Genomic DNA, 14,008 nt, shown 5'->3' with positions numbered 1-14,008 from the left:
CTATCGGTACAAACCAATTTGAACAGAGGGCTTGAACGGCAATCTGGATTGGTCAAGAATAGTTACCACGTACGATGGCACGCCGTGGCCGGGCCGCGGTGAGTGCAGGCCGCTCGCAGCCGCCTGCACTGCAGCGGGCGCAGCATTGGGAGAGTGTATGAGCGACATCATTGCATTCCGCGAACCGGATCAGGCCATACTCGAGCGCCGAACGGAGATCCTTGCCGATCTTGCCGACCTTCTGCCCGCCGATTGCCTCGTGACAGAAGAACGCGAACTGGTGCCGTTCGAGACTGACGCCTTTGTCGCTTACCGCCGTCTGCCGCTTGCCGTCGCCTTGCCGCAAAGCACAGAACAGGTCGCGGCTCTGGTGCGCTACTGTCATCGCTTCAATATCCCGGTGATCCCGCGCGGCGCCGGCACCTCCCTGTCGGGCGGCGCCATCCCCCAGGAAGATGCTCTCGTCATCGGGGTCTCGAAGCTCAACCGCATTCTCGAGGTCGACCTGCCCAATCGCTGTGCGCGCGTTGAGGCGGGCGTCACCAACATTGCCATTTCACAGGCCGTCGATGCCGATGGCTTCTTCTACGCGCCCGATCCTTCATCGCAGCTCGCCTGCACCATCGGCGGCAATATCGGCATGAATTCCGGGGGTGCCCATTGCTTGAAATACGGGGTTACCACCAACAACCTGCTCGGCGTGCGCATGGTGATGTTCGATGGTGAGATCGTCGAGATCGGGGGCAAGGCGCTCGATGCCGCCGGATATGATCTGCTCGGCCTCGTCTGCGGTTCGGAAGGTCAGCTCGGCATCGTCACCGAAGCCACGGTGCGGCTGATTGCCAAGCCCGAGGGTGCCCGCCCGGTTCTGTTCGGGTTCCCCACCTCCGAAGCGGCCGGCGCCTGCGTGTCCGAAATCATCGGTGCGGGCATCATCCCGGTGGCCATCGAATATATGGACAAACCGGCGATCGAGATCTGCGAGGCCTTCGCACAGGCCGGCTACCCGATGGATGTCGAGGCGCTGCTGATCGTAGAGGTCGAAGGCTCGGACGAGGAAATGGAGGCGATGCTCGCGCGCATCATCGATATTGCCAAACGGCACGGCGTCAGCACGGTCAAGGAAAGCCAGTCGGCCACCGAAGCCGCCCTGATCTGGAAGGGGCGCAAATCGGCCTTCGGCGCGACGGGCCGCATCTCCGATTACATCTGCATGGATGGAACCGTGCCGCTCGGGCAATTGTCCTATGTGCTGTCTGAGACCAGCCGCATCATCGCCCGCTACGGTCTGCGCGTCGCCAATGTGTTTCACGCCGGCGACGGCAACATGCATCCGCTGATCCTGTTTGATGCCAATGATCCGGAGGAGGCGCGCAAGGCCGAACTGGCCGGAAATGACATTCTGCGCCTGTGCGTCGACGCCGGGGGCTGCCTGACCGGCGAACACGGCGTCGGTATCGAAAAGCGCGATCTGATGACCCATCAATATTCCCGCGCCGATCTCGATCAGCAGATGCACGTCCGGGCCGCGTTCGATCCCCGCTGGATTTTCAATCCGTCCAAGGTTTTCCCACTCGAAAACCGGCCCCGCTCCGCTGCCGGCAATGCCACATGAGCGAGCACATGTACCAGCCGGCCAATGAGGATGAGCTCATTGCCTGCATCGCGGACGCCGCCGCCGTCGCCACGCCCCTGAACATCCGCGGCGGCGGAACGCGCGACGGTCTCGGAAACCCGGTTGCCTGCGAAGCCAAGCTCGATCTGTCGGCGCTGACCGGCATCGTCAGCTACAATCCTGCCGAACTGGTGATGACCGCGCGGGCCGGAACGCCGCTTGCCGAGATCACGGCCGCGCTTGACGCCAATGCGCAGATGCTGACCTTCGAGCCGATGGATCACCGGCCGCTCTACGGCGGCAGCGGCACACCGACCATCGGCGGAGTCTTTGCCGTCAACGCATCTGGTCCGCGCCGCATCCTCGCCGGGGCCGCGCGCGATAATCTGCTCGGGGTGCGCTTCATCAACGGTATGGGCGAGGTGATACAAAGCGGCGGCCGCGTGATGAAAAATGTCACCGGCCTTGACCTCGTCAAGCTGCTCGCCGGCTCCTATGGCACGCTCGGCGTGTTCTCCACAGTCACTTTCAAGGTCCTGCCGAAACCGGAAACCGCGGCGACCATCGTCGTTTCCGGGCTCAACGATGCCGAAGCCGCGGCCGCGATGGCAGAAGCCATGGCGCTGCCGGTCGAGGTGTCCGCCGCCGCTCACTTGCCTGAAAGTGTCGTTGGCCGTGTCCTGAACGGCGATCTGGCCAATGCGCCGGCCACCTGCCTGCGACTGGAGGGATTGACCGAGTCCGTCGATGTGCGCCGCGAAAAACTCCTCGCCGCCATGGCAGATAAGGGTCCCGTGACGGTGATCGACCAAGAGCGGGGCGAGAAGCTCTGGTGCGACATCAGCAATGTCCGCCCCTTTGCAGACCGGCGCGACAAGCCGCTCTGGCGCGTATCCGTCACCCCCTCCGCCGGCCATGTGCTGGTTGCTGCATTGCGCCTGCAGACGGGCGTCGATGCCTTTTACGACTGGCAGGGCGGTCTTGTCTGGCTGGCCATGGAGCAGGATCCGGAAGCCACCCTGCTGCGCGCCGCTATTGCCCAGCTGGGTGGTGGTCATGCCACACTCGTGCGTGCCTCTGCGGATATGCGCGCCAGTGTGCCGGTATTTGAACCGCAGCCCAAGCCGCTTGCCATGCTCTCGGCGCGCATCAAGGCGGCGATCGATCCGCACAACATCTTCAACCCTGGCCGCATCACGCTCTAAGGCAACAGCAGGACCTTTCGCATGCAGACCAACTTCACCGCCGCGCAATTGCAGGATCCGGCCGTTGCCGAATCTGAAAAGATCCTGCGCAAATGCGTCCATTGCGGCTTCTGCACGGCAACCTGTCCGACCTATGTCACGCTCGGCAACGAGCTCGACAGCCCGCGCGGCCGGATCTACCTGATCAAGGACATGCTCGAGAACGACCGGCCCGCCGACAAGCAGGTCGTCACCCATATCGACCGCTGCCTGTCCTGCCTGTCCTGTGTCACCACCTGTCCGTCCGGGGTCGACTACATGCATCTGGTCGATCATGCGCGCGCCCATATCGAAAACACCTACACCCGCCCCTGGCCCGACCGCCTGATCCGTTCCCTGCTCGCCCATGTCCTGCCTTATCCGCGCCGCTTCCGCCTGGCGCTGAAAGCCTCTGCGCTGGGCCGGCCCTTCGTGCCGCTTATGCGCGCCATTCGGCCGCTGCGCCCGCTGGCGGCGATGATCGCGCTGGCGCCGCGAAAGGTGCCGCCGGCCGAGACGCCGCAATCCATGGCGCCTGTGGCCGGCACCGCGCCGCAGGGACGCGTTGCCATTCTCGCCGGATGCGCACAGTCGGTGCTCGACCCGGGCATCAACGCCGCTGCCCGCCGGCTGCTCGGCCGGTCCGGGGTCGAGATCGTCGTTCCCGAGGGGGAGGGCTGTTGCGGGGCGCTGGTCCACCACATGGGGCGCGAGGCGGATTCGCTTGAAGCCGCCCGCCGCAATGTCGATGCATGGACGCGTGAGATCGAAGCCGGCGGCCTTGATGCAATCCTGATCACCACCTCGGGCTGCGGCACGACCATCAAGGACTATGGCCATATGCTGCGCCATGATGCCGCCTATGCCGGCAAGGCCGCGCGGGTCTCTGCCCTGGCGAGGGACATTACGGAATATCTCGCCTCCATCGACCTGCCGCCGGTCGCGGACATTCCGCCGCTGACCATCGCCTATCATGCCGCCTGTTCGCTGCAGCATGGCCAGAAGGTCACGTTGCAGCCCAAGGCGCTGTTGCGTGCCGCCGGCTTTGCCGTGCGGGAACCCGCCGAGAGCCATCTGTGCTGCGGATCCGCCGGCACCTACAACATCATGCAGCCGGAAATCAGCGCACAGTTGCGCGACCGCAAGATGGCGAACATCGAACGCACCCGCCCCGACCTGATCGCCGCCGGCAATATTGGCTGCATGACGCAAATCGGCAGCGCCACCAAAATTCCGGTGGTGCACACGGTCGAACTGCTCGACTGGGCGCATGGCGGACCGCCGCCACGCGCGCTGGGTGCTGCGGCGGGATCAGAAAGCCGGGATGGTCAGCCTCAGCTTGTCACGCAAGACGGCTGAACGCTGAGGTAGCAACGAAAAAAGGGGCGCCGCGGCGCCCCTCATCGATCCGTTGAAATCGGATCAGCCCCCAAACAGGGTGCCGAAAAAGTCCATCCCGCGCTCGGTGTAGATCTTCGACGCGCCACGACCGCTCGGCCCGATGACGATGACCTTGGTGCCGATCCCCGCCCGCTTGTACAAATGCTTAACGTCTTCATTCATCATCCGGATGCAGCCCGACGACATGTTGCGGCCGATCGTCCAGGGCTGATTGGTGCCGTGGATGCGGTAGATCGTGTCGCGACCGCCGCGATAAAGATACAGCGCACGCGCCCCGAGCGGATTGTTGATGCCGCCCTTGACCAGTCGCGGCAATTTGCGACCCTTGCGCGCTTCGCGGGCGATCATCGTCGCCGGCGGCCGCCAGTCGGGCCATTGCGCCTTGCGTCCGACCTTGACGGTGCCTGACCAGCCGAAGCCATCGCGCCCGACACCGACGCCGTAGCGCGTCGCACGATTGTTGCCTTCCACGTAATACAGATACTTGGTGTTGGTGTTGATGATGATCGTGCCGGGCCGTTCACGCGTTTCGAAACGCACTTTCTTGCGCCAGAATTCGGCCTTCGGCTTTTTCGAAGCCACTTCAACAACCGGCAGCACAGGCTGGCTTTCCGGCACCGCGGGGGCCCGGCTGGTCATCGGAGTGGCGTGGGCGGAAATGCTCACTGCGAGCGCCAGAATGACGGCGCCGATGGCAAGGAAAAGGCGATTCACAAACACGGACAAACTCCCAACAGCTTGATGGACCCTGGCCGAGGCTATCATTCCGGCGACGGGAAAAAAAGTGGCGGAAAAGGGGCGGGACGTGGTGGCATTGGCTTCTGCGCTGCGATGGCCCGGCTTCGCAAGGAGGATCAGGTCAGACAAGATTCGCCCGCCAAATCATGGGATTGGCGGGCGAGAAAGACGCTCAGATACGAATCCGAGGTTTAACTGACGATGACTTTGGCGCCGACCTTGGCCCGTTCATAGAGGTCGATCACATCTTCGTTACGCATGCGGATACAGCCCGATGAGACCGCTTGTCCGATGGTCCAGGGCTGGTTGGTGCCGTGAATCCGGTAAAGTGTCGATCCCAGATACATGGCGCGTGCACCGAGCGGATTGCCCGGGCCACCCTTCATGTGCTTGGGCAGAATGCGGCCCTCCTGGACGCGCACCCGTTCGATCATTTCCTTGGGCGGCGTCCAGCCCGGCCACTCGCGCTTCTGCGTGATGCGGTGCGTGCCCGCCCATTCGAAACCCGGTTTGCCGACACCGACGCCGTAGCGCCGGGCCTTGCCGTTGCCGAGCACCAGATACAGATGCCGGGCATTGGTATCGATGACGATCGTCCCGGCCTTTTCCGAGGTCGGGTAGTCGATCGTCTGCGGCAGGAACCTGGAATTGAGTTGTGCCGTTGCCGCCGGCTTTGGCTTGGGCGCACTGTAAGCGGCGCGTTGCACCGGCTGCACTTGCCGCTGGCGAACAACGGTGCGTTGCCGCGGCACGTGTACGGCGCGCTTCTGCACCCGCGGGGCGGTGCGGTAGACAACCCCGCCGCGCGGCGCCGCCGGACTGGAAAGCTGCATCACCCACGGGGCGGAGAGATCGGGGCTGAGAACCACCGGCGGACGTTGTCCGTAGCGCTCACCGGCGAAGGCGGAAACGGTCATCGCGGCCAACAGGCCGGCTGTGGCGAAAGATAAGGCGATACGCATGGTGTCGAACTCCAGACTTGTCGAACCGGACGGCATTGGCATCACAACCGCGGCCGTGTCGCTCTCAACCGTGGCGCAGCCGGCAAACCAAATGATGAATCCGGCTTGATAAAATGCCCGTCACCGACGAAAGCTTTCGGTAGAGTTACCGCGCGCTTGAGAAGTGAGGTTACCGCCGCGTAAATCCGGGCGGAATCGCCGTTAACCAGCGCCGCGCAGCTAAAAACAACGCATGAGGGAGCCGGTATGGCGCAGACAGAGGGCATAATCATTGGCGAAGACGACACTCCGCGCTGTGCCTGGCCGGGTGCGCTGCCCGACTATATCGCCTATCACGACAGCGAGTGGGGGCGTCCCGTGGGCGATGATGCGCGCCTGTTTGAAAAGATCTGCCTCGAGGGGTTCCAGGCCGGTCTGTCCTGGCTGACGATTTTGCGCAAGCGCGAGAATTTTCGCGCCGCCTTTGCCGGTTTTGACTTCCGTCAGGTGGCGAGCTTTGGCGAGGCGGACATTGCCCGTCTGTTGGCCGACAAGGGCATCGTGCGTCATCGCGGCAAGATCGTCTCCACCATCAACAACGCCGCGCGCGCCAAAGAACTGGCCGCGGAACACGGCTCGCTCGCCGCCTATTTCTGGAGTTTCGAGCCGCCGGTCCGCGAGCGTCCCGACATCGTCGACTATCAGACGCTGACGGCCAATCCGACGACGGCCGCTTCGACGCGCCTGTCCAAGGATCTCAAGAGGCGCGGCTGGACCTTTGTCGGGCCGACAACGGTCTATGCTTTCATGCAGGCGATGGGACTGGTCAATGACCATATTCAGGGCTGCGCACATCGAGATCTTGTCGAGGCGGAACGCCAGGCTTTCGCCCGCCCGGCCGCAGCCCGGACCTGACCCGGGCACGGCGAGGCGCCGCACTGTCGCAATCTGTATGTTACATTATGTTACCGGAAAGCTGGGAGAGGCGCGGAACTTGGCCTACGCCTGGGCCGTTACACCCCCACTGATTATTAAAACACGTTATTCACCCGTTTTTGAAGGAGAAGCCAATGCTGAAATTCTTCACTTCGAGTTGCGCCGCAGCAGCGATAACGCTGTCCATGATGGCGCCGGTCGCCGCCGGGCCGGTCATGCCGCAAAAGCCGATAACAGCTGAGAGCTCCAATGCTCAAATGAACGGCGTGACAGAGGTGCGTCACCGCCGCAGCTTTCATCGCCACGGCAAGCGGGGCTGGTATCGCGGTCATCGCGGCTATCGCCAGCGCCACGCCGGTTACCGCTATCACAACGGTTTCTGGTTCCCGCCGGCTGCTTTTGCGCTGGGCGCCATCATAGGCTCGCAGACCTATTCGGGCGGCGTGCGTCCCGGCTACCGCAACCCGAGCCATGTGTCCTGGTGCTATGACCGCTACCGGTCGTATCGCCGTTCGGACAACACCTTCCAGCCTTATCATGGGCCGCGCCGTCAGTGCCGCTCGCCTTACTATTGATGGGCTGAACGCATAGCCACATGCTGCCGGCCCCCGCTCCGTCCGCCCGGGCGACTTGCGGGGGCCGGTAGGGTCGTTTAGGAGATGCGACGGAATTCACCCGTCACGCTCAGGCCCGTCCATGTCCGCAAAAAAGAAGAAACCGCAAAAGCTGAAGCCTCGGCTGGCCCGCGGGTTTCCCGACCGTTCGCCAGGCGACATCCGCGCCACCGACAGGATGATGGCGCAGATTAGGCAGGTCTACGAACGCTACGGCTATCAGCCGATCGAGACTCCCTTCGTCGAATACACCGATGCCCTCGGCAAGTTCCTGCCCGATTCCGATCGTCCCAACGAAGGCGTGTTTTCCTTTCAGGACGACGACGAGCAATGGCTGTCGCTGCGCTACGACCTGACCGCGCCGCTGGCCCGCCACATTGCCGAGAATTTCAACGATATCCAGTTGCCCTACCGCACCTATCGGGCAGGGTGGGTGTTCCGCAACGAAAAGCCGGGACCGGGCCGTTTCCGCCAGTTCATGCAGTTTGATGCCGACATCGCGGGAGCGCCCGGCGTCGCCGCCGATGCGGAAATGTGCATGATGATGGCCGACACCATGGAAGCGCTCGGCATTCAGCGCGGTCAGTATGTGATCCGTGTCAACAACCGCAAGGTGCTGGACGGTGTGCTCGAGGCCATCGGCCTGAGCGGTGATGACAATGCCGCAAAGCGGCTGACGGTGCTGCGTGCCATCGACAAGCTCGACAAGTTCGGCGTCGACGGTGTGCGATTGCTGCTCGGCGAGGGCCGTTGGGATGGTGGCCGCGAAGGGGAGGGTGATTTCACGCCCGGCGCGGGGCTGGCACCGCAAAACATCGACCAGGTGATCGGATTTTTGGCAGACAATCAAGGCTCCGATTCCGATGCGACCCTGGCAGCCATCCAGAAGCGGTTTGCCGACAACCGCAATGCCGGCGAGGGCGCCAGTGAACTCGCGACGATCTCGGCAATTGTGCGTGCCTCCGGCTATGGTCCCGACCGCATCAAGATCGATCCCTCTGTCGTTCGCGGTCTCGAATATTACACCGGCCCGGTTTACGAGGCCGAGCTGTTGTTCGATGTGACCAACGAGAAGGGGCAGAAAGTGCAGTTCGGCTCGGTCGGCGGCGGCGGTCGCTACGATGGGCTTGTCTCGCGCTTCATGGGCCAGCCGGTGCCGGCGACCGGTTTTTCCATCGGCGTATCGCGTCTGATGACCGCCTTGAAAAATCTTGGCAAACTGTCGTCCCAGGATCACTTCGGACCGGTGCTGGTCACCGTCATGGATCGTGACCGCATGCAAGACTATGCCCGCCTGGCGCAAAAACTGCGCGGCGCTCTCAACCCGGTCGATGAGGATGGCCGTGTCATGGGGGCCGGCATCCCGGTCGAACTGTTCCAGGGCAATCCGAAGGACTTTGCCAAGCAATTGCGCTATGCCGACCGGCGCGGCGCCCCCGTCGCCGTCATCCAGGGCGGCAACGAAAAGGAAGCCGGCAAGCTGATCGTCAAGGATCTGATCGAAGGCAAGAAGATCGCCGAGACCATCACCGACAATGCCGAATGGCGGGAAGCCAAGGCCGGCGAACAGCTCGTGGACGAAGCGGATCTGATCACCACGGTGCGCTCGGTCCTTGCCCGTCACGGCCTGCTTGGACGCGGAGGCTAGTCGCACGATGCCGCAGCAATTAAGTGCCGCGCTGGCGCCCGGTCTTGGCGCCGCAAGCTGGCCGGATTTTGCCGACACCATGCTCGCCCGCATGGCCGCGCTGGAAGCGTCGCTGATCGATATCGCGGTGATCCAGCCCGCAGAGCCGTTTCTCGACATGGCCGGCGAAGATCTGCGCCGGCGCATCTTCCTCACCGAGAATGAGCAGGGGGACAGCCTCTGCCTGCGACCCGAATTCACCATTCCCGTATGCCGCAGCCACATTGAACAGGCCTTCAGCACGCCGCGTCGTTATGCCTATTTCGGTCAGGTCTTCCGCCAGAGACGTCAGGGCGACAGCGCCTTCTACCAGGGCGGTATCGAGGATCTCGGCCATGCCGACAGGCCGGCGGCAGACGCGCGCGCCATTGCCGAAGCCCTCGACCTGCTCGCCGCGGTCGTGCCGGCGGAGCAGCTGACGGTCACGCTCGGCGACCAGGCGATCTTCGAATCGGTTGTCGCCGGCCTCGGCGTGCCCGCCGGCTGGCAGGCCCGGCTGGTGCATGCCTTTGGCGATGCCGACGCGCTTGAGCAGACGATGGCTCGCCTCGCTTCGCCGCCGCAGACGGGCCTAAGCGATAAAACCGCGGCGGCTCTGGTTGATCGCGGCGACCAGGCGGCGCTGGCGCGTCACATCGCCGCCGTGATGACCGACCAGGGCCTGTCACTGTCGGCTGGTCGCACGCCCGACGAGATCGCCGCCCGGCTGCTCGCCAAGCGGCTGCTCGAGCGCACCCGTCTGTCCGCCCCGGCGCTGGCTGCATTGAAGAGATTTCTGGCGCTCGAGACTCCGTTGTCCCAAGCCACCGCAAGACTGCAGGCGTTTGCCGACGAGGTCGGGCTCGATATCACCTCGGCGCTCGAGCCTTTTTCCGCCCGCTGTGACCGGCTCGCCGGGAAGGGCATCGACCTCGACGGGATGACCTGGCGGGCCGCCTTCGGACGGCCGCTTGATTACTACACCGGTCTTGTCTTCGAAGTCTCTTCGCGGCTGGAGGGCGCGGTGCTGGCCGGTGGCGGTCGCTATGACCGGATGATGACCCTGCTTGGTGCCGCGCAGCCGATCCCGGCCGTCGGATTTGCGCTCTGGATCGATCGCATCGCAGCTGCCAGGAGCGGATCATGACGCTGACCATTGCGCTGCCCTCGAAGGGGCGCATGAAGGAAGAGGCGATGGCGGTGATGGCCGCTGCGGGTCTGCCGGTGCGCCTGAACGGTGACGACCGGTCCTATCGCGGCCGCATTGAAGGGCGCGACGACCTTGCCATCGCCTTCCTGTCGGCCTCCGAAATCGCCCGTGAGATCGGCACCGGCGGTATTGATCTCGGCGTCACCGGCGAGGATCTGGTGCGCGAAGGCCTCGAAAACGCCGATCAGCGCGTCGCCTTCGAGGCGCGGCTGGGCTTTGGCCATGCCGATGTCGTCGTCGCTGTTCCCGACATCTGGCTCGATGTCACCACCATGGCCGATCTCGGTGACGTCGCCGCCGAGTTCCGCGCCCGGCATGGCCGCCGCCTTGCTGTTGCAACCAAATATCATCGGCTGACGCGCGGTTTCCTCTCGACGCGTCACGGCATTCAGCTCTATCGCATTGTCGAAAGTCTCGGGGCGACGGAAGGAGCACCGGCGACCGGCGCTGCCGACATCATCATCGACATCACCAGCACCGGCTCGACGCTGAGGGCCAATCATCTGCGCATCCTTGAGGATGGCATCATTCTGCGGTCGCAGGCGTGCCTGGTCCGCGCTCGCAAACCGGCGCACGATACGGATGCAGACCTTGCCGCGCTGCTGGCGCAATTGCGCGACGCGGCGGATCGCAACGGGCGCGCCTAGCTCAGTCGGCGCCAGGTACGCAGTCGGGCTACTGTACGGTCGAGCAGGCGAGGTGCTTGGGACCGATACGCGGAAAGATGAAGAGACCGCTGATGCTTCCTGTCCCCGGTTTCACGTCATGCGTGGATTCCCCGAGGCACATCATCGGCCAGCTCTCCCGGCCGCTGCGAACAATCTTGGTCGAAAAGCAGAAGGAGGAGGGGGTCAGCGCTGCCTTTTCGAACAGCGACAGGACGCGACAGCGATCCTCATTGGGATAATTGCGCACCAGCGACAGCAGGCCGCACATTCCCTCCGGGGCCAGGCCGTGCTGTTGCCTTGCAAATGGTCCGATATCAAACAGCCCGGTGCTGAAATCAGCGCTCCAGCTCTCGGCATGGCAGAACCGGGCCATTGTTTGCTGATCGCATTCAGCGGGGACTTCAAACGATGAAGTCCAGTTCTCCTGAATGTCCGTCTTTGCAATCTTGAACAAAAACCCGCTCCAAATTCGATCGTCGCGTTTATGAAATTTGCGGCATCGGCGCTTAAGGCCCCAAGCTTGTATCAGGTCATACCGGTCGATCCGGCCCATCCGTCATTTGCTGATGCCACGATGTTGCAAGCTGCGGAGTGAGTCCTGTCCTACCAAATCAGTGCAACGATAAGACCGCACCCACCCTTTACGTTTGGTTAAGGCTAATAAAATTTGAGCGACAAACAGCCGACGCACGGGTTCCATGCGGCTCTCTTCGTACTCGATGGCAAATTAATCGGTATTATGTATAACAGAAATACAACCGTTGCGAGCGTTTTTTTGTCTCGTGCGGCGCGGCTCGGGGAGGGGTGGTCGGGGCTGGCATCAGCGGCAGCACGGTGACGGCAATCATCTGCATCAGATGAAAAAAGGGCGACCCGTTGGGCCGCCCTTCATATCGTCCGATGGGGACAGGCTTACATCATGCCGCCCATGCCGCCCATGCCGCCCATGTCGGGCATGCCGCCGCCGCCCGGAGCATCCTTCTTCGGCAATTCGGCGATCATGGCTTCGGTGGTGATCAGCAGACCGGCAACGGAAGCGGCATCCTGCAATGCAGTGCGCACAACCTTGACCGGATCGACGATACCCATCGTGATCATGTTGCCATATTCGCCGGTCTGGGCGTTGTAGCCGAAGCTGTCGTCGGAGTTCTCGAGGATCTTGCCGACGATGATCGAAGCTTCGTCACCAGCATTCGTGGCGATCTGGCGGGCCGGGGCTTCCAGCGCACGCCGCACGATGTTGATGCCAGCGTCCTGATCGGCATTCTCGCCCTTGACCGTGATGGCTCTGGAAGCGCGCAGCAGCGCGGTGCCGCCGCCCGAGACGATGCCTTCCTGAACGGCAGCGCGGGTCGCATTCAGCGCGTCGTCGACGCGATCCTTGCGTTCCTTGACTTCCACTTCGGTGGCGCCGCCGACGCGGATCACGGCAACACCGCCGGCCAGCTTGGCAAGACGTTCCTGCAGCTTTTCACGGTCGTAGTCCGAGGAGGTCTCCTCGATCTGCGCCTTGATCTGCGAGATGCGGCCTTCGATTTCGGCCTTCTTGCCGGCACCGTCGACGATCGTCGTCGTTTCCTTGGTGATGGCAATCTTCTTGGCGGTGCCGAGCATGTCGAGGGTGACATTTTCGAGCTTGATGCCGATGTCCTCGGAAATCACCTGACCACCGGTCAGGATGGCGATGTCCTCGAGCATGGCCTTGCGGCGATCACCGAAGCCCGGAGCCTTCACGGCGGCAATCTTCAGGCCGCCACGCAGCTTGTTGACCACCAGCGTTGCGAGCGCTTCGCCTTCGACATCTTCCGCGATGATCAGAAGCGGCTTCGACGACTGAACGACCGATTCGAGCACCGGCAGCATCGCCTGCAGATTGGAAAGCTTCTTCTCGTGCAGGAGGATGTAGCAGTCTTCCAGCTCGGCGATCATCTTGTCGGGATTGGTGACAAAATACGGCGACAGGTAGCCGCGATCGAACTGCATGCCTTCAACGACTTCCAGCTCGGTTTCGGCAGTCTTGGCTTCCTCGACGGTGATGACACCCTCGTTGCCGACCTTCTGCATCGCCTCGGCAATATCCTTGCCGATCTGCTTTTCGCCATTCGCTGAAATCGTGCCGACCTGAGCGACCTCGTCGGAGGTTTCGATCTTCTTGGCCTTTTTCCGCAGGTTTTCGAGAACCTCGGTGACGGCAAGATCGACGCCGCGCTTCAGGTCCATCGGGTTCATGCCGGCGGCAACCGCCTTGGCGCCTTCCTTGACAATCGACTGGGCCAGGACAGTTGCAGTGGTCGTGCCGTCGCCGGCCGTGTCGTTGGTCTTCGAAGCGACTTCGCGGACCATCTGGGCGCCCATGTTCTCGAACTTGTCTTCGAGTTCGATTTCCTTGGCGACCGTCACGCCGTCCTTGGTGATGCGCGGTGCACCGAACGATTTGTCAATGACGACATTGCGGCCTTTCGGGCCAAGGGTCACCTTGACCGCATCAGCGAGAATATCGACACCTTTCAGCATCTTCTCACGCGCGGTGCGACCGAATTTTACTTCTTTAGCAGCCATGTTTTAAAACTCCCGGGCCCGCGGGCCCTCATGATCTGGTTGATAGGTGCGAATGAGATCAGCCGACGATGCCCATGATGTCGGATTCCTTCATGATCAGGAGATCCTCGCCATTGAGCTTGACTTCGGTGCCGGACCATTTGCCGAACAGGACGCGGTCGCCCTGCTTGACGTCGAGTTCGACAACCTTGCCGTTCTCGTCGCGGGCGCCCGAACCGACGGCGACGACTTCGCCTTCCTGCGGCTTTTCCTTGGCGGTGTCGGGGATGATGATGCCACCGGCGGTTTTTTCTTCAGATTCGACGCGGCGTACGACCACGCGGTCGTGCAGCGGACGGAAGTTGAGTGCCATTGTCTTTTCCCTTGATCGAATGACATGTAAGGGCCAGAGACCCCGAATTCAGCTGTTAGCACTCACCCATGGAGAGTGCTAACGA

General features: G+C 62.8%; 13 protein-coding genes. 8 read left to right on the top strand and 5 right to left on the bottom strand.

All coding sequences use genetic code 11. The annotated features are described in order from the left end of the window. Positions 1-157 precede the first annotated feature (157 nt). From KY465_RS07470 to glcF, 3 genes are read left to right on the top strand one after another with little or no spacing between them, the layout of a single operon-like run. Positions 158-1,615, top strand: a complete 1,458-nt coding sequence (locus tag KY465_RS07470) for an FAD-linked oxidase C-terminal domain-containing protein (protein WP_219201052.1) — start codon at positions 158-160, stop codon at positions 1,613-1,615. Next, positions 1,612-2,820 carry a glycolate oxidase subunit GlcE gene (gene glcE, locus KY465_RS07465; protein ID WP_219201051.1) on the top strand — a complete coding sequence of 403 codons (1,209 nt, stop codon included), beginning with the start codon at positions 1,612-1,614 and terminating at the stop codon, positions 2,818-2,820. Before KY465_RS07470 ends, glcE begins: the two co-directional genes overlap by 4 nt. 21 nt (positions 2,821-2,841) lie before the next feature. After that, complete coding sequence (gene glcF, locus KY465_RS07460) at positions 2,842-4,197, top strand: glycolate oxidase subunit GlcF (protein ID WP_219201050.1); 1,356 nt, start codon at positions 2,842-2,844, stop codon at positions 4,195-4,197. Positions 4,198-4,260: 63 nt separating this feature from the next. Here the strand turns inward: glcF and KY465_RS07455 are convergent, their stop codons facing one another. Then, on the bottom strand, positions 4,261-4,878 hold the full coding sequence (locus tag KY465_RS07455) for a L,D-transpeptidase (protein WP_255561586.1): 618 nt from the start codon (positions 4,876-4,878) through the stop codon (positions 4,261-4,263). Between the two features lie 290 nt (positions 4,879-5,168). After that, positions 5,169-5,939: a L,D-transpeptidase gene (locus KY465_RS07450; protein WP_219201049.1), complete on the bottom strand. Its 771-nt coding sequence runs from the start codon at positions 5,937-5,939 to the stop codon at positions 5,169-5,171. 246 nt (positions 5,940-6,185) lie between these two features. Here KY465_RS07450 and KY465_RS07445 point away from each other — a divergent pair, with 246 nt between their 5' ends. The 5 genes from KY465_RS07445 (at position 6,186) to hisG (ending at position 10,991) form a co-directional block, all read left to right on the top strand. Then, positions 6,186-6,833, top strand: a complete 648-nt coding sequence (locus KY465_RS07445) for a DNA-3-methyladenine glycosylase I (RefSeq protein ID WP_219201048.1) — start codon at positions 6,186-6,188, stop codon at positions 6,831-6,833. 155 nt (positions 6,834-6,988) lie between these two features. Beyond that, entirely contained in the window at positions 6,989-7,429 is a 441-nt protein-coding gene (locus KY465_RS07440; RefSeq protein ID WP_219201047.1) for a BA14K family protein, read from the top strand. A 121-nt stretch (positions 7,430-7,550) separates the two neighbouring features. Further along, positions 7,551-9,116, top strand: coding sequence for a histidine--tRNA ligase (hisS, locus tag KY465_RS07435; RefSeq protein WP_219201046.1), 1,566 nt, complete (start codon positions 7,551-7,553; stop codon positions 9,114-9,116). Positions 9,117-9,123: 7 nt separating this feature from the next. Further along, positions 9,124-10,281 (top strand): ATP phosphoribosyltransferase regulatory subunit, encoded by a 1,158-nt coding sequence (locus tag KY465_RS07430; RefSeq protein ID WP_219201045.1) that lies wholly within the window; start codon positions 9,124-9,126, stop codon positions 10,279-10,281. Further along, on the top strand, positions 10,278-10,991 hold the full coding sequence (hisG, locus tag KY465_RS07425; protein ID WP_219201044.1) for an ATP phosphoribosyltransferase: 714 nt from the start codon (positions 10,278-10,280) through the stop codon (positions 10,989-10,991). The genes KY465_RS07430 and hisG overlap by 4 nt, the downstream gene beginning before the upstream one ends. A gap of 28 nt (positions 10,992-11,019) precedes the next feature. On the opposite strand, the gene KY465_RS07420 is transcribed toward hisG, so the two are convergent. The 3 genes from KY465_RS07420 to groES form a co-directional block, all read right to left on the bottom strand. Further along, a complete protein-coding gene (locus KY465_RS07420) occupies positions 11,020-11,565 on the bottom strand; it encodes a hypothetical protein (RefSeq protein WP_219201043.1) in 546 nt (181 codons plus the stop codon). A 359-nt stretch (positions 11,566-11,924) separates the two neighbouring features. Further along, entirely contained in the window at positions 11,925-13,571 is a 1,647-nt protein-coding gene (groL, locus tag KY465_RS07415) for a chaperonin GroEL (RefSeq protein WP_219201042.1), read from the bottom strand. 58 nt (positions 13,572-13,629) lie between these two features. After that, complete coding sequence (groES, locus tag KY465_RS07410) at positions 13,630-13,923, bottom strand: co-chaperone GroES (RefSeq protein WP_219201041.1); 294 nt, start codon at positions 13,921-13,923, stop codon at positions 13,630-13,632. Between the last annotated feature and the right edge of the window lie 85 nt (positions 13,924-14,008).

Source organism: Neohoeflea coraliihabitans (assembly GCF_019334345.1).
Lineage (GTDB): Bacteria > Pseudomonadota > Alphaproteobacteria > Rhizobiales > Rhizobiaceae > Pseudohoeflea > Pseudohoeflea coraliihabitans.
Note: the sequence above shows the minus strand (reverse complement) of the source record. Positions and strands in the feature narration are given on the sequence as shown.